Raw genomic sequence first — 17320 nt, 5'->3', positions numbered from 1 at the left:
ATGCGATCTGTGTGTTGGAAGTCTTCTGGATGCCTGTGTTGTAGCGTTGCGGGGCGATCGCGGGAATTCGGGCTCTTCGCTGCAAAATCACGCAGATGTTGATAAAAATCACCAGACATGCGTATTGTCAGCAATGCACAAGAACGATCGCGCAGAGCTGTTTCGGTTCCGGCTGGCGGCCCGGCTCGCCCAGGCCGGCATGAACCGCAGCGCGCTCGCCCGGGCGGCGGGCGTCGACCGGTCGACCATCGCGCAGTTGCTCGCGCCCGACGAGGTGCGCCTGCCCAATGCGCATCTGGCGGCGGAATGCGCGCGCGCGCTGGGGGTGAGCGCCGACTGGCTGCTCGGCCTGTCGGACCGGCCCGAATCGGCGGCCGAGGTGCTGTCGGCGAATTTCCGCATGGAGACGGCGCGGCGCACGCCCGCCGACGAGCAGATCATCGCCTGGCACCGCGAGGCCGCCGGCCACAAGATCCGCCACGTGCCGGCGACGCTGCCCGACATTCTCAAGACCGAAGCGGTGCTCGAATGGGAATATGCGGCCTTCCTGGACAAGACCCCGGAACAGGCGCGCGGGGCGATGCGCGAGACCACCGACTGGCTGCGCGCGCCGGGATCGGATTACGAGATCTGCGTGGCCGTCGACAAGGTCCGCTCGCTGGCCCGGGGCGAGGGCTACTGGGACGGGCTCGACCGCGACGCGCGCGCCGAGCAGGTGGAGTTCATGGCCGAGCGCTGCGACCGGCTCTACCCCTCGCTCAGGCTCTATCTGTATGATTCGCGGAAGGTGTTTTCCGCCCCGGTGTCGATCTTCGGGCGGCTGCTGGCCGCCGTCTATGTCGGCCAGTTCTACCTGGTCTACCGCGACAGCCGCCAGATCGCCGCGCTCACGGAGCATTTCGACACGCTGGTGCGCGAATCGGAGGTGGAGGCGCGCAATGCGGGAAAGGCGATCCGCGCGATGGTCGACGGGGTTGCCTTTGGGGACGGCGCTGACTAACGTTCGCGCCGGGAGGACCCATGTCGGGGATCGATGGCGGCGGGCAAGCCGTTGTCCTGGCCAGGCGCTCTTTGCGCCACCGGGACCTTGATCGATCCCGCAGCCTGGCCAAGGCGCCGTGCGCGCCGCAGGCTGCAGCCCCAGAGAAAGCACCCCCTTGAAATCCTTAGATCCCGGACACCCCGTGCGGCATGATGTCGACCATGAGGCCATGCCGCCGCTGGCCATGATGCTGGCGCTCGGCACCTTCGCCGGCTTCGCGGCGCTCGACACCACCGCCAAATACCTGGTGACCATCGGCTATGCGGCGGTGTTCGTGGTCTGGTGCCGCTTTCTCAGTCACGCGGTGATTTCCTTCTTCGCCTTCCAGGGCTGGCGCAAGGCGGACATGTACCGGATGAACAATGCGCCGCTGCAGGTGCTGCGCGGCCTGCTGCTGCCGGCGACGACGCTGTTCAACTTCCTGGCGCTGCGCGATTTGCAACTGGCGCAGACGGTGAGCATCTTTCTCTGCGTGCCGATGCTGGTCACCGCGCTGGCGGGGCCATTGCTCGGCGAATGGGCCGGCCTGCGCCGCTGGTCGGCGATCATGGTGGGCTTCGTCGGCGTGCTGATCGTGGTGCGGCCCGGCACCGAGGTGTTCCAGCCCGCCGTGGTCTGGTCGATCCTGGCGGCGGTCACCCATTCGCTCTATGCGATCCTGACCCGCAAGCTGGCGATGGAGGAAAGCCAGGTCAGCCTGGTGTTCTATTCCAGCATCTTCGCCGCGGTGCTGCTGGCGCCGCCGGCGCTGGTCTATGGCCAGATGCCGGACACCGCGACCGACGCCGCGCTGCTGGCCTGCCTCGGCGTGTTCGGCCTGGGCGGCCATGCGCTGCTGGTCAAGGCCAGCCGGCTGGCGAGCGCCTCCAAGGTGGCGCCGTTCATCTACAGCCAGCTTCTGTGGATGGTGCTGCTCGGCTATTTCGTGTTCGGCGACATTCCCGACGGCTGGACCGTGGGCGGCGCCTCGATCATCTGCCTGAGCGGGTTCTACATCATGAACCGCGAGCGGAAGATCGCCCGCCAGGACCGGCTGCTCGCGCATGCGCGGTGACGAACGATCCTCTCCAGGAACCGCGCCCGTCCTTTCGGCGCGGGGCTTTGGCGCGCGCCGTGCCCGTGCTATGCGGGGGCGGGAGCGGCCAGGACCGGCTCACCGGCGAAGCGAAGCGGAGATACGCGGATGATCGAATTCTATTGGCCGACCTCCCAGGGCGAATGGCTGGCCTGGTGCGCGGCCGTGGTCACGGTGGCCTTCGGCCTGGTGCTGCTGGTGGCGCCGCGGCTGTCGTTCCGCATTCTCAGGCTCGAGACCGCTGCGGACCATCCCGAGGCGCTGTCGGAGGCGCGCGGCACCATGGCGGGCTTCTATCTGGGCGTCGGACTGTGTGCGCTTCTGCTGGCGCAGCCGCTGATCTACCTGGCGCTCGGCGCCGGCTGGGCCTTCACCGCGTTCGGGCGGATCCTCTCGATGCTGTCGGATCGCGGACTGACCGGCTACAATCTGGTTTCGGTGGCGATCGAGGCGATTCTGGCGGCGGCGGCGCTGGCCTACGGGCTGGGGCTGGCCTGACGCGCAATCGGTCCTCCGGAACCCCGCCGCGGCGGCGCCGTTAATCGTCTCCTCATCCTAAAGCAGGTGCGATATGCCGCGCGGCGCGTGTTGCGAGTCCCGGCGCTCTATGCTAGACGGACCGCGCATTTGGGGAAAAACAGGCTTTCGGGCTTTCAGGCCTCAAATGTTACCGCAACAAAATCAAGGTCTTGCCTTTCCGACTTTCGGCCAAGTGCAGGCTCTTGGATGCCAATGAGAGATAATCCCGCCCGTGGCAGATAACTCCCATCATATTTCCGGTGTCGCCGAACGCTACGCGTCCTCGCTTTACGAGCTGGCGGCCGAGGCCAAGGCTGTCGATGCCGTGGCGAAGGATCTCACCCGTTTCCAGGCGATGATCGACGACAGCGCCGATCTCAGGCGGCTCGTCGAAAGCCCCGTCTTCTCCGCAGAGGATCAGTCCCGCTCGATCGTGGCGCTGATCGCCAAGGCGAACATCACCGGCCTGGTCGGCAACTTCCTCAAGGTCGTTGCCCGCAACCGCCGGCTTTTCGCCATGCCGCAGATCATCCGGTCCTATCATGAGACCGTCGCCCGCGAACGCGGCGAAGTGAACGCCGACGTCAAGACCGCGCATGCGCTGTCGGCGGCGCAGGAAAAAGAATTGATGGCCGCGCTTTCGAGCGTGACCGGCAAGACCGTGACGCTGAACGTCACGGTGGATGCGTCGCTGCTGGGCGGCCTGATCGTCAAGATCGGCTCGCGCCAGGTAGACTCATCGCTTCGCACTAAACTTTCCACCCTTAAGCATACACTGAAAGAGGTTGGCTGATGGATATCCGCGCCGCGGAAATTTCCGCAATTCTCAAGGACCAAATCAAGAATTTCGGCAAGGAAGCCGAAGTTTCCGAAGTTGGTCAGGTTCTGTCCGTCGGTGACGGTATTGCCCGCGTCTATGGCCTCGACAATGTCCAGGCCGGTGAAATGGTCGAGTTCCCCGGCGGGATCCGCGGCATGGCGCTCAACCTCGAAGCCGACAATGTCGGCGTCGTGATCTTCGGTTCCGACCGCGAGATCAAGGAAGGCGACATCGTCAAGCGCACCGGCGCCATCGTCGACGTGCCGGTCGGTCCGGAACTGCTCGGCCGCGTCGTCGACGCGCTCGGCAATCCGATCGACGGCAAGGGTCCGATCAAGGCCAAGGAACGCCGCCGCGTGGACGTCAAGGCGCCCGGCATCATGCCGCGCAAGTCGGTGCACGAGCCGATGTCGACCGGCCTCAAGGCCATCGACGCGCTCATCCCCGTCGGCCGCGGCCAGCGCGAGCTGGTCATCGGCGACCGCCAGACCGGCAAGACCGCCATCATTCTCGACACGATCCTCAACCAGAAGGCCATCCACGACAACGGACCCGAGAGCGAAAAGCTCTATTGCGTCTATGTCGCCATCGGCCAGAAGCGCTCCACGGTCGCCCAGTTCGTCAAGGTTCTCGAAGACCGCGGCGCGCTGAAATACTCGATCGTCGTCGCCGCCACAGCGTCCGACGCGGCGCCGCTGCAGTTCCTGGCGCCGTTCGCCGGCTGCGCGATGGGCGAATATTTCCGCGACAACGGCATGCATGCGCTGATCGGCTATGACGACCTGTCCAAGCAGGCCGTGGCCTACCGCCAGCTTTCGCTGCTGCTGCGCCGCCCGCCGGGCCGCGAAGCCTATCCGGGCGACGTGTTCTACCTGCACTCGCGCCTGCTCGAGCGCGCCGCCAAGCTCAACGAAGCCAACGGCTCGGGCTCGCTGACCGCGCTGCCGGTGATCGAAACCCAGGCCAACGACGTGTCGGCCTATATTCCGACCAACGTGATCTCGATCACCGACGGCCAGATCTTCCTTGAAACCGACCTGTTCTTCCAGGGTATCCGCCCTGCGGTGAACGTCGGCCTGTCGGTGTCCCGCGTGGGATCGGCCGCCCAGGTCAAGGCGATGAAGCAGGTCGCCGGCTCGATTAAGGGCGAGCTTGCGCAGTACCGCGAAATGGCGGCGTTCGCGCAGTTCGGCTCCGACCTCGACGCGGCCACCCAGCGCCTGCTCAACCGCGGCGCGCGCCTGACGGAGCTCCTGAAGCAGCCGCAGTTCTCGCCGCTCAAGACCGAAGAGCAGGTTGCGGTGATCTTCGCCGGCGTGAACGGCTATCTCGACAAGCTGCCCGTCGGCAGCGTCGGCAAGTTCGAGCAGGGCCTGCTGGGCTACATGCGCTCGGAAGGCAAGGACGTGCTCGAGACGATCCGCAAGGAGAAGGCGCTGAGCGACGACACACGGTCGAAGCTCAAGGCCGCCATCGACGCTTACGCAAAAACCTTTGCTTAAGGGCAACAGACCGAGGACGGATAACGGATGCCTTCACTCAAGGATCTGAAAAACCGGATCGCCTCCGTCAAGGCGACGCAGAAGATCACCAAGGCGATGCAGATGGTCGCCGCGGCGAAGCTGCGTCGCGCGCAGGAGGCGGCCGAGGCCGCACGGCCCTACTCGCAGCGCATGGCCGCGGTGATGTCCAACATCGCCCAGGCCGTGGGCAGCGGAGACGACGCGCCGCGGCTGATGACCGGCACCGGCAAGGACGACGTACATCTGCTCGTGGTCTGCACCGCCGAACGCGGGTTGTGCGGCGGCTTCAACTCGCAGATCGCCCGCTTCGCCCGCGAGCACATCCGCCGGCTGCTGGCCGACGGCAAGACCGTCAAGATCCTGTGCGTGGGCAAGAAGGGCTTCGACATCCTTCGCCGCGACTACGCCTCGCTGATCATCGAGCGGGTCGACTTCCGCGAAGTCAAGCGGATGAGCTTCGTCCAGGCGGAGACGGTGGCCGAGAAGGTCATGACCCTGTTCGAGGCCGGCGGCTTCGACGTCTGCACTCTGTTCTATTCGGAGTTCAAGTCGGTCATCAGCCAGGTTCCGACCGCGCAGCAGCTGATCCCGGCCACGGCCGGCTCGGCCGACGCCGACCGGTCCGCCTCGGCGGTCTACGACTACGAGCCGGGCGCCGAGGAAATCCTCGAGGATTTGCTGCCGCGCTCGATCAAGGTGCAGATCTTCAGGGCGCTGCTCGAAAACGTTGCAGGTGAGATGGGTGCGAAAATGTCCGCGATGGACAACGCGACCCGGAACGCCGGTGAGATGATCGACAAGCTGTCGATGAGCTACAACCGTCAGCGGCAGGCCCAGATCACCAAGGAACTCATTGAAATCATTTCGGGCGCGGAAGCGCTCTAAGGTACACGGAAGAGGGTAAGATACATGGCTAAGGCAGCTACCCCGGCAAGCAAGCCCACAGCGGCGAAACCAACCACGGCGGCGAAGAAGCCGGCTGCGGCGAAGAAGCCCGCTGCGGCAAGCGCCGCGAAGACGGCCGCGACCTCCAGCGCCGTGGCGAAGTCCGGCGCAGTCGGCCGCATCACGCAGGTCATCGGCGCGGTGGTCGACGTGACGTTCGACGAAGGCAAGCTGCCTTCGATCCTGAACGCGCTCGAAACCACCAACATGGGCAACCGCCTGGTGCTCGAAGTGGCGCAGCACCTGGGCGAGAACGCGGTGCGCACCATCGCCATGGACTCGACCGAAGGTCTGGTCCGCGGCCAGGAAGTCACCGACACCGGCGATTCGATCTCGGTGCCGGTCGGCGACGAGACGCTCGGCCGCATCATGAACGTGATCGGCGAGCCGGTGGATGACGCAGGCCCGATCAAGACCACGCTGCGCCGCGGCATCCACCAGGAAGCCCCGAGCTATGTCGAGCAGTCGACCGAAGCCGAAGTGCTGGTCACCGGCATCAAGGTGGTCGACCTCCTGGCGCCCTACGCCAAGGGCGGCAAGATCGGCCTGTTCGGCGGCGCCGGCGTCGGCAAGACGGTTCTGATCATGGAACTGATCAACAACGTGGCGCGCGCCCACGGCGGCTACTCGGTGTTCGCCGGCGTCGGCGAGCGCACCCGCGAAGGCAACGACCTCTATCACGAGATGATCGAATCGGGCGTGAACAAGGAAGGCGGCGGAGACGGCTCCAAGGCCGCCCTCGTCTACGGCCAGATGAACGAGCCTCCGGGCGCCCGCGCCCGCGTGGCGCTGACCGGCCTGACCGTGGCGGAACATTTCCGCGATCAGGGCCAGGACGTGCTGTTCTTCGTCGACAACATCTTCCGCTTCACCCAGGCCGGCTCCGAAGTGTCGGCTCTGCTCGGACGTATTCCTTCGGCCGTGGGCTACCAGCCGACGCTCGCCACCGACATGGGCCAGATGCAGGAACGCATCACCTCGACCACCAAGGGTTCGATCACCTCGGTGCAGGCGATCTACGTGCCGGCCGACGACTTGACCGACCCGGCGCCGGCAACCTCGTTCGCCCACCTGGACGCGACCACCAACCTGTCGCGCTCGATCGCCGAAAAGGGCATCTACCCGGCCGTGGACCCGCTCGACTCGACCTCGCGCATGCTCGACCCGATGATCGTCGGCGAAGAGCACTACGACGTCGCCCGCCGGGTGCAGCAGACGCTGCAGCGCTACAAGTCGCTGCAGGACATCATCGCCATCCTGGGCATGGACGAGCTGTCGGAAGACGACAAGATCACGGTCGCCCGCGCCCGCAAGATCGAACGCTTCCTCAGCCAGCCGTTCTTCGTGGCGGAAGTGTTCACTGGTTCGCCCGGCAAGCTGGTGGATCTGGCCGACACGATCAAGGGCTTCAAGGGCCTGGTCAACGGCGACTACGATCATCTTCCCGAGCCCGCCTTCTACATGGTCGGCACGATCGAGGAAGCCATCGAGAAGGCCCAGCGCCTCGCCGCTGAAGCCGCCTAAACATGAAATTGCCCGCGCGAACCGGCTCCGGCCGGTCCGCGCGGCGCCCATAAACAGCACTGCGATAAAGTGAACGTCATGGCTGACAGCTTCAATTTTGAACTCGTATCCCCGGAAAAGCTGCTTCTGTCGGCCTCCGTGACCGAAGTCGTCATTCCCGGCATGGAAGGCGAAATGACGGTGATGGCGCATCACGCCCCGACGATGACCACCATCAAGCCCGGCGTGGTAACGGTGGTGATGGCGGATGGCAGGAGCGAGCGCTACGTGGTGTTCGGCGGCTTTGCCGACATCGTTCCCGACGGCTGCACCCTTCTGGCCGAATCGGCCGTGGCGGTGGCAGACATCGACCGCGACGATCTCGCCCGGCGCCTGCAGGACGCGCGCGAGGACTTCAACGACGCGACCACCGATTCGGGCAAGCAGAAGGCGCAGCAGTATCTCGACCAGCTCACCACGCTGAACGGGGCCATCCTTCCGGCCTGATCCGCATTGACAGAGATGACGACGATATCAAGCGGCCTTTGCGGGCCGCTTTTTTCATGCGGTCTCGGCCGGATGACAAGGCGGACGGCCCACTGGCCGCGGCTTCAGCCGGCTATGGTCCTGGCCGCGGCCAGGTAGGCCTCGGGATAGGCGAGCGGCCCGCTCCAGCCCGACAGCGCGCCGGGCTCAAGTTCGAGCGCCAGGAAGCGCGGACCCTGCCAGGAGACGTCGGCGCCGTCGGCGGTCCGCGACCTGAACCCGAAGCGGCAGTAGTAATCGGGCTGGCCATAGACGAAGACCGAGCGCCAGCCGCGCTCCCGCGCCATCCGCAGGGCGTGGCGGACCAGTTCCGTGCCGATCTGCATGTCGCGCCAGGCGGGCAGGATGGCGTGCGGCGCCAGCGCCAGTGCCCGGTCGGGACCGGCGATCGGGGTGAGCAGGATGTGGCCGACGAGGCGTCCCTCGATCTCGGCCGCCAGCGACAGCGTCTCCGCCGGCCCAGAGATCAGCGCCTCCGACACCGCGGCGATGGAGCTCGAATAGACCTCGGCCTCCAGCGCCCGGATCGCCGCCCGGTCGGCGGCGCCGGTCTCGCGATAGAGCGCCCTCGCGGCGATGCCCTTGGGATCAGCCATGACAACCTCCGATCGCCCGTTTCACCGCCGCGCGGGCGTGCAGCCGGGTGGCGTCGTAGGCCGGGATGACGTCGCTGTCGGGCGGAACGATCATGGTGATCTCCGTGCAGCCGAGGATGACCGCCTCGGCGCCGCGATCGCGCAGCCGGGCGATGACATCGCCGGCGAAGGCGCGGGATTCGGTGCGGAGCACGCCATGCTCGAGCTCCTCGACGATGATCCTGTCGATTTCCGTCCGTTGTCCGGCATCGGGCGTGATGACGGAGATGTCGTAGCTGCGGGCCAGGCGGTCGCTGAAGAAGTTGCTCTCCATGGCCAGGCGCGAGCCCAGCAGCGCGACCCGGGCGCAGCCGTCCTTCTTCATCTCGGCGCCGACGGGGTCGGCGATGTGAAGCAGGCTGAGGCCGGCCAGTTCGCTGATGTGGTCCGCCACCTGGTGCATGCGGTTGGCGGCCATGACCATGAAATCGGCGCCGCCGGCCTTGAGGCTGAGACCGGCTTCGGCCAGGACGGAATCGAGCCTGGTCCGGTCGCCCTCGGCATCCCGGCTGGCGCCGACATCGATGGAGTGCAGCAGGATCCGGGCCGAGCGTCCGTCCCCCAGCTCCCGGCGGATGCAGTCGTTCATCATCCGGTAATAGGCCGCGGTCGCCTCCCAGCCGATGCCGCCGAGCAGGCCGATCAGCTTCATGGCCTGCTCCCCGCCAGATGGGCGAAAGCGGCCACGACCTGGTCGTAGGCCCTGCGCTTGAAGGGAACGATGAGGCCGGGCAGGTCGGCCATCGGCTTCCATTCCCAGGCGTCGAATTCGGGGCTGTTGCCTTCCGGAGGCGGGTTGATGCGGATCTCCGTCTCGTCGCCGGTGAAGCGGAGCGCGAACCAGCGCTGGCGCTGGCCGCGATACTTGCCCTTGAGGCCGATGCCGATCATGTGCTCGGGCAGGTCGTAGTCGATCCAGTCGGGGGCCTCGGCGAGGACCTCGACCGAGCGCATGCCGGTCTCCTCGTAGAGCTCGCGGAGCGCGGCCCGGTAGGGATCCTCGTCGGCGTCGATGCCGCCCTGCGGCATCTGCCAGAGCTGCGGCGAGCCGTCATACTCGGTGTTGCCCTCGGAAATGCGGCGGCCGGCCCAGACCAGGCCGTCGCCGTTGAGCACCATGATGCCGACGCAGAGCCGGTAGGGGAGATCGGCGGGGTTCAGGGGGCCCCGTTTGCCGGTGGTCTTGGACTTGCTTCTCATCGTCTTTCCGGATCTTCCGCGGTCGCCGAGACCGACACGATTTCGATACCGCGCGCCTTGGCCTCGTTGGCCCAGGCCGCGATGGCGTCCACGCTGACGTCAAAGGCGGAAGCGACGCCGATGGCCATGCCGTTCTGACGGGCCGTCCGCTCCAGATCGTCAAGTTTCGCCAGAATGTACCCGCGCTCCTGGGTCGCGTCGAGCACCATATCGGAGGCGGCGAAGGGAATGCCGAGAGTTTTCGCGAAAGTGCCCGCCAGCGACTGCGCCGAGGTGCCGTCATCGACGAACAGGATGCCGCGCCCGGCGATGTCGCGCATGACCGGCTCCAGCGCATCGGGATCGGCCAGGAAGCGGCCGCCCATGAAATTGGTGATGCCGGTGTAATTGGTGATGCGGGCCATCGCCGCATGCAGATCGTCGAGGTTCTGCTCGGCTCCGGCGGCGACCGTCAGCGTGCCTGCGCCGGGATCGTTAGCCGGGTAATCGAATGGCTCGAACGGCACCTGCAGCAGGATTTCGTGCCCGGCGCGCCGAGCCTCCTGCATCCAGCGCTGCAGGCTGTTGCCATTGGCGGCGAAGGCCAGGGTTATTTCCTCGGGCAATGTCTTGATGGCGTATTGCGTGCCGGTCTGGCTCAGGCCGAGGCCGCCGACGATGATGGCGACGCGGGCGCCGCGGGCGCCGGACCAGGGCCGGGCGTAGATGTCGAAGGCCCGCTCGCCGTTCGGGCCGCGCACCGGCAGGGGGCCCTCCGCCGTGTCCTCGACGATCGCCGGATCTGGCAGATGCGCCATGCGGGGGTCCTGGCCGGTCCGTCCGGGCGGGGTCAGCAGCACCGGCCGGTTGTCGGGGCGGGTGGCCGGGGCGATCTTGAGGATCTCCTCGCCGTTCTCGCCCAGCGTGGTGGAAATCTCGGCACCGGACTGTCCGTGCTGGCTGGCGAGCGACCCGTCAGCGGCTTCGGCGACGGCGGCGGTCTCGGCCTTGTCCAATTCGGCCGGCGCGTCGGCCAGATTCTCGTCCGCGGTCTCCGTGTCCCCGGAGGCAGGGGTCTGCAGCACAATCGCGGTCTGATTGGTGGTGATGCGGGCGCCCGAAAACGCCATCCAGCCGGCGCCGCCGATCACGAGGCAGAGCGCGGCCGCCGTGGCGACCGGCGCCAGCCAGGCGCGTTTTGGCCGCGGGGCCGGGCGCTTGCCGGGTCCGCGGTCCTGCCCCAGAGGCTGATGGATGTTGTCGCCCACGATGTTGTGCCCGAATCCCGATGCAGCCCCATTGAATCAGTCCGCCGCCCCGCTTGCAAGCCGGAACGGGCTGCAGGCGGGGCGGCGGACCAATTGGGCAGTCTGGCCTTGCGAAGTCCCGGGGACGCGCGAAGCTTCGATCGGGCCCTGGACCCGATGGCCTGTCCGTCCGCGCTCAGGGGTGAGCCCCCGAGCGCGACAGGCCTCAGTTCTTGATCGCGGCCTGATCGGGGTTGGGCGGGAAAGCCGGATCGGTCTTGACGCCGCGCAGCAGGTCGAGCGCGTGGCCGAGCTGGACGTCGTCCTTGGGATCCGGCGGCACATAGGCGATCGAGCCCGAACCTTCGTCGCTCTCGTTCTCGCCCTGGATATGGCCGCGCAGCTCGCTTTCGCCCGCGGGCTGGACCCGGCCGCGCAGCTCTTCGGGAACCGGTTCCTCGATGCGGATGTCCGGCTTGATGCCGGTGCCCTGGATCGAGGTGCCCGACGGCGTGTAGTAAAGCGCCGTGGTCAGTCTCAGCGCGGTCTTGGCGTCGAGCGGGATGATGGTCTGCACGGAGCCCTTGCCGAAGGAGGTCGTGCCCAGAACCGTGGCGCGCTTGTGATCCTGCAGCGCGCCGGCGACGATTTCCGACGCGGACGCCGAGCCGCCATTGATCATGACGATCACCGGCTTGCCGCCGGTGAGGTCTCCCGGACGCGAATTGAAGCGCCGGGTCTCTTCCGGGTTGCGGCCGCGGGTGGAGACGATCTCGCCGCGATCGAGGAACGCGTCGGAGACGCTGATCGCCTGGTCGAGCAGACCGCCGGGGTTGAGCCGGAGATCGAGCACGAAGCCCTTGAGCTTGTCCTTGCCGACTTCCGCGGTGATCTTCTCGATCGCGTCGGACAGATCGTCATAGGTCTTCTCGGTGAACGAGATCACCCGGAGATAACCGACGTCTTCCTCGACCCGGTAGCGCACCGCCTTGACCGCGATGATGTCGCGGACGACCTTGATCTTGATCGGCTGGTCGGCGCCTTCGCGCAGCACGGTGAGTTCGATCGAGGTGTTGACCGGGCCGCGCATCTTGTCGACCGCTTCGCCGAGCGTGAGGCCGCGCACCGGCTCGCCGTCAATCTCGGAAATGAAGTCGCCGGCCAGCACGCCGGCCTTGGCGGCGGGGGTCTCGTCGATCGGGGTGATCACCTTGACCAGCTCGTCCTCCATCGTGACCTCGATGCCGAGCCCGCCGAATTCGCCGCGGGTCTGGGTCCGCATGTCGTCGGCGGCTTCCTGGTTGAGGTAGCTCGAATGCGGATCAAGCGAGGTCAGCATGCCGTTGATGGCGCTTTCGATCAGCTTCTCTTCCTCGGGCGGCGTGACATATTGCGCGCGCACGCGCTCGAACACGTTTCCGAAAATCGCAAGCTGCCGGTAGGTCTCCGTGCCTGCCGCATTGGCCGAGCCGCCATAGGCGTTGATTGCGCTCACGGAGGCCGCGCCCATCAGCGCGCCGACCGCCAGAAGTGTCACCTTACGTATCATTTCTTGCCTTTCTCGAAGACATCGAGTCTTTCCACCATGTGCGCGGATCGACCGGTTGACCGTCTTTTCTAATCTCAATGTAGAGCGTCGGACGCTCGGAGGCCAGTGTCAAAGCCGCTGACCCTGCAAATCTCGTCTGGCCCATGGTCGCCAGGGGCTCGCCGGCGACCACGAACTGGCCGGACGAGACCTTGATCTTCTCCATGCCGGCAAGAACCACGTGGTGCTTTTCTCCGGTGTCGAGGATGACCACTTCGCCATAGCTGCGAAAAGGTCCGGCATAGGCGATCCAGCCATCGGCAGGGGCATGCACGGTCATGCCCGCTTCGGTGGCCACGACCTCGCCCGCCAGCGTGTGCCCGGTGCCGTCGTCGGCGCCGAAATAGCGGACGGTTTCGCCCGAGACGGGCCGGACCAGCGTGCCGGTCAGTTTCGAAAAGACATATGCGGGCATAATGCGGTTTTTGTCGGGCAACGCCACCGCCGCGAAGGCGCGCGCCCGCTCGAGCTGCTCGGCCAGCTTGCGCTGGCGCTCCTCCTCGGCCTTGCGGGCGTCTTCGGCGGCCTGGCGCAGCTCCGCGATCTCGTCGGCAAGGGTGGCTATGACGGATTCGAGCTCGCTCGAGCGCACCGACAGCGCCTCGGCGCGGGTGCGCTCGCGCTCGAGGCGCTTCTGGCTCTCGGCCTGCAGGGCGGATTTCTCCGACGCCAGCTCGGCCAGGCGCTGTTCCTCGGCGGCGTTCTCCTCGAGCGCGGCGGCGAGCGACCGGCGCTCCTCCGCAATCGCCTGGCGCAGGGCCGCCAGTTCCTTGAGATCGGCGGCGAGCGCCTCGGTCTCGGCGCGGATTTCCGGCACCACCGCGCCCAGCAGGATGGCGCTGCGCACCGAGGACAGGGCGTCCTCCGGACTGACCAGCAACGCCGGCGGCGGATCACGGCCGATGCGCTGCAGCGCCGCCAGCACCTCGGCCAGCACCGAGCGGCGCGACAGCAGCGACCGCCGCACCGTGTCCTGGCGCGCCGACAGATCTGTCATCGCCCGTTCGCCATCCGTGATCTTCTGGTCGAGGCTCGCGCGCCTCTGGGCGGCCTCGGCGATTTTCCCGTCGAGCTCCTGCTGATCGGCCCGGAGCGCCGCGATGTCGCTTTCGAGCGCCGCCAGCGCCTTGGCCGCCAGCGCGGCCTGATCGGCGAGCGCCTGCAGTTCCAGCCGGTTCTTCTGTTCCTGCTGCTCCAGGTCGCTGGCGACGCCCACGGATTCGGGCTCGACGTCGCCGGTGGCGCGGGCGGGGCCGATGAGCAGCAGCGAGACCAGAACAAGCGAAAGCAGGCCCGGGGCAGCCCTGTCGAAAGGCGCGGGCCGGGCTGCCAGGGTCCGGCCCAGGCCGGACCGGACCGATTCGGACCGGAAGCTCCACATGGCGTCACTCTATCCAATCCGGCGTTAAAGCTCCATGAACCATAAGGCCTTCGGGATCACATCTTTGCGAGACGCCGGCGTGGCGGGACCACCGCAGATTGCAGGACGGCGGGGCAGGCGGAGGGGGTCGATCAGGAGCGGTGATAGGGATGGCCGGCGAGGATGGTGACGGCGCGGTAGAGCTGCTCGGCGGCCATGATGCGCACCAACTGGTGCGGCCAGGTCATGCGGCCGAAGGAGATCACCGCATCGGCCTGCGCGTGCAGGTCGGGATCGAGCCCGTCGGCGCCGCCGATGGCGATGACCAGGTCGCGGCGGCCCTCGTCGCGCAGCCGCGCCAGCAGATTGGCGAAGCCGGGCGAATCGGGGGTCTTGCCGTTTTCATCGAGAAGGATCAGCGCGGCGCCGTCGGGCAGGGCGCGGGCGAGCTGGGCCGCCTCGTCCTTCTTGCGCAGCTCGGCGGTGGCGGCGCGGCTTTCGGGAACCTCGATGGTCCGGGCGAAATCCAGCCCCAGGGCGCCGCCCGATTTGGCGAGGCGATCGAGATAGCGGCCGGAGAGCTCGCTCTCGGGCCCGGCCTTCAATCGTCCGACGGCAAAGAGGGTGATGCGCATGGTCGGTGTTCCGGTGCGGGGGCTGCGCCCTTGCGATCGGGGCGACGGTGCGGCGGGATGAGCGGCCGGGCTTGGCCGCGCCGCGTGGCTCTCGTAGCTGACTGCCGGACCGCGCCCTCAGGTCAAGCTCCGCAGATCAGCGCAACTCCCTCGCGCCGCCCCGTCAGCGATGACCGGGCGGCCCTGCGGTATGATCCAGGCGGACGGTCAGCCCTGTGGGGCCGCGCCGCTCAGTGCAGCTTTCCGTCCTCGATCTCGGGGGTCTGCCACATCTTCTCGATGTTGTAGAACTCCCGGATTTCGGGCCGGAAAACATGGATGATGACGTCGCCGGCATCGATCAGCACCCAGTCTCCGGTCGCCAGACCCTCGACCCGCGGATTGCCGAAGCCGGCATCCTTGAGTTCGGTGATCAGATGATCGCAGACCGCCGCCACATGACGGTTGGACCGGCCCGAGGCCACGACCATATGGTCGGCCAGCGCCGATTTTCCCGTAATGTCGATGATGACGATGTCTTCCGCCTTGGAGTCCGCCAAGCTTTCGCGGACCAGTTGAAGCTGGCGCAGAGCGGCTTGTTCGCCACTGCCCGCCGCTTGGGAGAAATCGCTTGCGGCGATTCTCTTTGCGTGTGCTGTTCTCAGGGTGGTTCCTTTCCTCTTCCTGAACAGTCCAACCATCGCCGCGATCTTCAACGCGACCGCGACGCACCGCTAAGATAGTCACGGACCTCAGGGTTTTTCAAGATGCCGGGACTTTTATGACCGCGTTCCGTTCGCCGCGGATCGCGGTCGAGGACAGCACCGAGCGCGGCCCGTGGATGAAGGTCCAGGCCGGCGCCGCCAGGAACGGCAGCACCGACGCGTCATCCTCGTCGATACGGGCGCGCGCATAGGTCTTGGCCATTTTCGAGGACAGATAGGCGAGCGTCGATCCCGGCCGGTCGATGACGGCGATCGGGAAGGTCTCGGCAATGCCGCGCCAGTCCTGCCAGTGGTGGAAGTTCTGGAGATTGTCCGCGCCCATGATCCAGACGAAGCGGATGCCGGGATTGCGCGCCTTGACGAACCGCAGGGTTTCGGCCGTGAAGCGCAGATCGTGCGCGGCCTCGAAGGCGGTGACCTTGACCCGGGGTCCGGGCGCGATCTCCCGGCTCAGCGCCACGCGCTCCTCGAGGCTCGCCAGGTCGCCATGGTTCTTGAGCGGATTTCCCGGGGTCACCATCCACCAAAGCTGGTCGAGGCCGAGCCGCCTGAGCGCGATCTCGGCCACCAGTTCATGGCCCTGGTGCGGCGGATTGAACGAGCCGCCGAACAGGCCGACGCTCATGCCGCGCTCGACATGCGGCATCTTCAGGAAGGCCGGCCTGTGCGCGCGGATCACCATCAAGGCCGGATCTGGCCGGTGCCGTGCACACGATACTTGAACGAGGTCAGTTGCTCGACGCCGACCGGCCCGCGGGCATGCATCTTGCCGGTGGCGATGCCGATCTCCGCGCCCATGCCGAATTCGCCGCCATCGGCGAACTGGGTGGAGGCGTTGTGCAGCAGGATGGCCGAATCGACTTCCGCGAAGAACCGCTCGACCACGGCCGGATCCTCGGCGATCACCGCCTCGGTGTGGCTGGAGGACCATGTCGCGATGTGATCGATGGCGCCGGAGATGCCGTCGACGAAGCGGACCGAGATGATCGCGTCGAGATATTCGGTGCGCCAGTCATCCTCGGTGGCGGGGCTGGCGTCGGGCATCAGGTTGATGACGGCATTGTCGCCATGGACCTCGCAGCCGGCGGCGACCAGGTCGGCGAGAATGGCGGCGGCGAGCCCGCGGTCGATCGCATTATCGAGCAGCAGCGTTTCGGCGGCTCCGCAGACACCGGTGCGGCGCATCTTGGCGTTGACGACGATGGCGCGGGCCATGGCGGGCTCGGCCGACTTGTCGACATAGACGTGGCACAGGCCTTCGAGATGGGCGAACACCGGCACCCTTGCATCGGCCTGGACGCGGGCGACAAGGCTCTTGCCGCCGCGGGGCACGATGACGTCGACCGTGCCGCCGAGGCCTGTCAACAATTCGCCCACGGCGACGCGGTCGCTCGACGGGATCATCTGGATCGCGTCGGCGGGCAGGCCGGCGGCCTCCAGCCCCTCGACCAGGCAGGCGTGGATGGCGTGCGAGGAGTGAAACGAATCCGAGCCGCCGCGCAGAATCACCGCATTGCCGGACTTGAGGCAGAGCGCGCCGGCGTCGGCGGTGACATTGGGGCGGCTTTCGTAGATCACGCCGATGACGCCCAAGGGCGTGCGGACGCGCTCGATCCTGAGCCCGTTGGGCCGGTCCCAGGCGGCGATCACGCCGCCCACGGGATCGGGCAGGGCGGCCACGGCGCGGATGCCCTCGATCATCGCGTCGATGCGGCTGTCATCGAGCATCAGCCGGTCGAGGAAGGAGGCGGCCATGGCGCTTGCCCGGCCCGCTTCCATGTCGATGGCGTTGGCCGCGATGATCTCCCGCCTGCGGGCCGAGAGCGCCGCGGCCATGGCCTCGAGCGCGGCGTTCTTGCGCTCTGCGCCGGCAATCGCCAGTGGCCGCGCCGCAGCCTTCGCCCGGCGGCCGATGTCGGCCATCAGTTCGGCAATGTCGGCTTGGGTCCTGGTCTTTTCCAGCATGGCGGCTCTCCGGGCGCACAATCAGGCGGTTTTC

18 protein-coding genes are annotated in these 17320 nt (G+C 67.0%); 8 read left to right on the top strand and 10 right to left on the bottom strand.

Features of this window, described 5'->3' with window-relative positions:
* Positions 1–133 precede the first annotated feature (133 nt).
* The 8 genes from LL06_RS09465 to LL06_RS09430 all read left to right on the top strand — a co-directional run bounded on the left by LL06_RS09465 (position 134) and on the right by LL06_RS09430 (position 7934).
* On the top strand, positions 134–1000 hold the full coding sequence (locus LL06_RS09465; RefSeq protein WP_035525448.1) for a helix-turn-helix transcriptional regulator: 867 nt from the start codon (positions 134–136) through the stop codon (positions 998–1000).
* Between the two features lie 184 nt (positions 1001–1184).
* Positions 1185–2096: a DMT family transporter gene (locus LL06_RS09460; RefSeq protein WP_244447086.1), complete on the top strand. Its 912-nt coding sequence runs from the start codon at positions 1185–1187 to the stop codon at positions 2094–2096.
* A gap of 129 nt (positions 2097–2225) precedes the next feature.
* Positions 2226–2615 carry a DUF4345 family protein gene (locus tag LL06_RS09455; protein WP_035525446.1) on the top strand — a complete coding sequence of 130 codons (390 nt, stop codon included), beginning with the start codon at positions 2226–2228 and terminating at the stop codon, positions 2613–2615.
* 253 nt (positions 2616–2868) lie between these two features.
* Positions 2869–3429: a F0F1 ATP synthase subunit delta gene (locus LL06_RS09450; protein WP_035525444.1), complete on the top strand. Its 561-nt coding sequence runs from the start codon at positions 2869–2871 to the stop codon at positions 3427–3429.
* Positions 3429–4958, top strand: a complete 1530-nt coding sequence (gene atpA, locus LL06_RS09445; protein WP_035525441.1) for a F0F1 ATP synthase subunit alpha — start codon at positions 3429–3431, stop codon at positions 4956–4958. The genes LL06_RS09450 and atpA overlap by 1 nt, the downstream gene beginning before the upstream one ends.
* Positions 4959–4985: 27 nt before the next feature.
* Complete coding sequence (locus tag LL06_RS09440; protein ID WP_035525439.1) at positions 4986–5864, top strand: F0F1 ATP synthase subunit gamma; 879 nt, start codon at positions 4986–4988, stop codon at positions 5862–5864.
* Positions 5865–5888: 24 nt separating this feature from the next.
* Entirely contained in the window at positions 5889–7448 is a 1560-nt protein-coding gene (atpD, locus tag LL06_RS09435) for a F0F1 ATP synthase subunit beta (protein WP_035525436.1), read from the top strand.
* Positions 7449–7526: 78 nt separating this feature from the next.
* Positions 7527–7934 (top strand): F0F1 ATP synthase subunit epsilon, encoded by a 408-nt coding sequence (locus LL06_RS09430; RefSeq protein ID WP_035525434.1) that lies wholly within the window; start codon positions 7527–7529, stop codon positions 7932–7934.
* A 104-nt stretch (positions 7935–8038) separates the two neighbouring features.
* On the opposite strand, the gene LL06_RS09425 is transcribed toward LL06_RS09430, so the two are convergent.
* From LL06_RS09425 to LL06_RS09380, 10 genes are all read right to left on the bottom strand, one after another.
* Positions 8039–8569, bottom strand: coding sequence for an N-acetyltransferase (locus LL06_RS09425; RefSeq protein ID WP_052161355.1), 531 nt, complete (start codon positions 8567–8569; stop codon positions 8039–8041).
* Positions 8562–9260 (bottom strand): amino acid racemase, encoded by a 699-nt coding sequence (locus tag LL06_RS09420; RefSeq protein ID WP_035525432.1) that lies wholly within the window; start codon positions 9258–9260, stop codon positions 8562–8564. The genes LL06_RS09425 and LL06_RS09420 overlap by 8 nt, the downstream gene beginning before the upstream one ends.
* A complete protein-coding gene (locus tag LL06_RS09415; protein ID WP_052161354.1) occupies positions 9257–9808 on the bottom strand; it encodes an RNA pyrophosphohydrolase in 552 nt (183 codons plus the stop codon). The genes LL06_RS09420 and LL06_RS09415 overlap by 4 nt, the downstream gene beginning before the upstream one ends.
* Entirely contained in the window at positions 9805–11055 is a 1251-nt protein-coding gene (locus LL06_RS09410; RefSeq protein WP_035525429.1) for a divergent polysaccharide deacetylase family protein, read from the bottom strand. The genes LL06_RS09415 and LL06_RS09410 overlap by 4 nt, the downstream gene beginning before the upstream one ends.
* 205 nt (positions 11056–11260) lie before the next feature.
* Entirely contained in the window at positions 11261–12583 is a 1323-nt protein-coding gene (locus LL06_RS09405; RefSeq protein WP_035525426.1) for a S41 family peptidase, read from the bottom strand.
* Positions 12573–14003, bottom strand: a complete 1431-nt coding sequence (locus tag LL06_RS09400; protein ID WP_052161353.1) for a peptidoglycan DD-metalloendopeptidase family protein — start codon at positions 14001–14003, stop codon at positions 12573–12575. The genes LL06_RS09405 and LL06_RS09400 overlap by 11 nt, the downstream gene beginning before the upstream one ends.
* A 131-nt stretch (positions 14004–14134) precedes the next feature.
* Positions 14135–14617, bottom strand: a complete 483-nt coding sequence (gene rlmH / locus LL06_RS09395) for a 23S rRNA (pseudouridine(1915)-N(3))-methyltransferase RlmH (RefSeq protein ID WP_035525424.1) — start codon at positions 14615–14617, stop codon at positions 14135–14137.
* 230 nt (positions 14618–14847) lie between these two features.
* Entirely contained in the window at positions 14848–15297 is a 450-nt protein-coding gene (gene rsfS, locus LL06_RS09390; protein WP_035525475.1) for a ribosome silencing factor, read from the bottom strand.
* A gap of 61 nt (positions 15298–15358) precedes the next feature.
* Entirely contained in the window at positions 15359–16003 is a 645-nt protein-coding gene (locus LL06_RS09385) for a nicotinate-nucleotide adenylyltransferase (RefSeq protein ID WP_035525422.1), read from the bottom strand.
* A complete protein-coding gene (locus LL06_RS09380; protein ID WP_035525420.1) occupies positions 16003–17286 on the bottom strand; it encodes a glutamate-5-semialdehyde dehydrogenase in 1284 nt (427 codons plus the stop codon). The genes LL06_RS09385 and LL06_RS09380 overlap by 1 nt, the downstream gene beginning before the upstream one ends.
* Between the last annotated feature and the right edge of the window lie 34 nt (positions 17287–17320).

Source organism: Hoeflea sp. BAL378 (assembly GCF_000759435.1).
Lineage (GTDB): Bacteria > Pseudomonadota > Alphaproteobacteria > Rhizobiales > Rhizobiaceae > Hoeflea.
The sequence above is the reverse complement of the archived record's forward strand: the minus strand, read 5'-3'. Positions and strand labels throughout refer to the sequence as shown.

What these genes read in the sequence shown, in the direction of transcription:
- LL06_RS09465 (WP_035525448.1), top strand. Translation starts at nt 134, where the DNA reads ATGCACAAGAACGATCGCGCAGAGCTGTTTCGGTTCCGGCTGGCGGCC.
- LL06_RS09430 (WP_035525434.1), top strand. Translation starts at nt 7,527, where the DNA reads ATGGCTGACAGCTTCAATTTTGAACTCGTATCCCCGGAAAAGCTGCTT.
- LL06_RS09440 (WP_035525439.1), top strand. Translation starts at nt 4,986, where the DNA reads ATGCCTTCACTCAAGGATCTGAAAAACCGGATCGCCTCCGTCAAGGCG.
- rsfS (WP_035525475.1), bottom strand. Translation starts at nt 15,297, where the DNA reads ATGGTTGGACTGTTCAGGAAGAGGAAAGGAACCACCCTGAGAACAGCA.
- LL06_RS09400 (WP_052161353.1), bottom strand. Translation starts at nt 14,003, where the DNA reads ATGTGGAGCTTCCGGTCCGAATCGGTCCGGTCCGGCCTGGGCCGGACC.
- rlmH (WP_035525424.1), bottom strand. Translation starts at nt 14,617, where the DNA reads ATGCGCATCACCCTCTTTGCCGTCGGACGATTGAAGGCCGGGCCCGAG.
- atpA (WP_035525441.1), top strand. Translation starts at nt 3,429, where the DNA reads ATGGATATCCGCGCCGCGGAAATTTCCGCAATTCTCAAGGACCAAATC.
- LL06_RS09380 (WP_035525420.1), bottom strand. Translation starts at nt 17,286, where the DNA reads ATGCTGGAAAAGACCAGGACCCAAGCCGACATTGCCGAACTGATGGCC.
- LL06_RS09425 (WP_052161355.1), bottom strand. Translation starts at nt 8,569, where the DNA reads ATGGCTGATCCCAAGGGCATCGCCGCGAGGGCGCTCTATCGCGAGACC.
- atpD (WP_035525436.1), top strand. Translation starts at nt 5,889, where the DNA reads ATGGCTAAGGCAGCTACCCCGGCAAGCAAGCCCACAGCGGCGAAACCA.
- LL06_RS09420 (WP_035525432.1), bottom strand. Translation starts at nt 9,260, where the DNA reads ATGAAGCTGATCGGCCTGCTCGGCGGCATCGGCTGGGAGGCGACCGCG.
- LL06_RS09455 (WP_035525446.1), top strand. Translation starts at nt 2,226, where the DNA reads ATGATCGAATTCTATTGGCCGACCTCCCAGGGCGAATGGCTGGCCTGG.
- LL06_RS09405 (WP_035525426.1), bottom strand. Translation starts at nt 12,583, where the DNA reads ATGATACGTAAGGTGACACTTCTGGCGGTCGGCGCGCTGATGGGCGCG.
- LL06_RS09385 (WP_035525422.1), bottom strand. Translation starts at nt 16,003, where the DNA reads ATGGTGATCCGCGCGCACAGGCCGGCCTTCCTGAAGATGCCGCATGTC.
- LL06_RS09415 (WP_052161354.1), bottom strand. Translation starts at nt 9,808, where the DNA reads ATGAGAAGCAAGTCCAAGACCACCGGCAAACGGGGCCCCCTGAACCCC.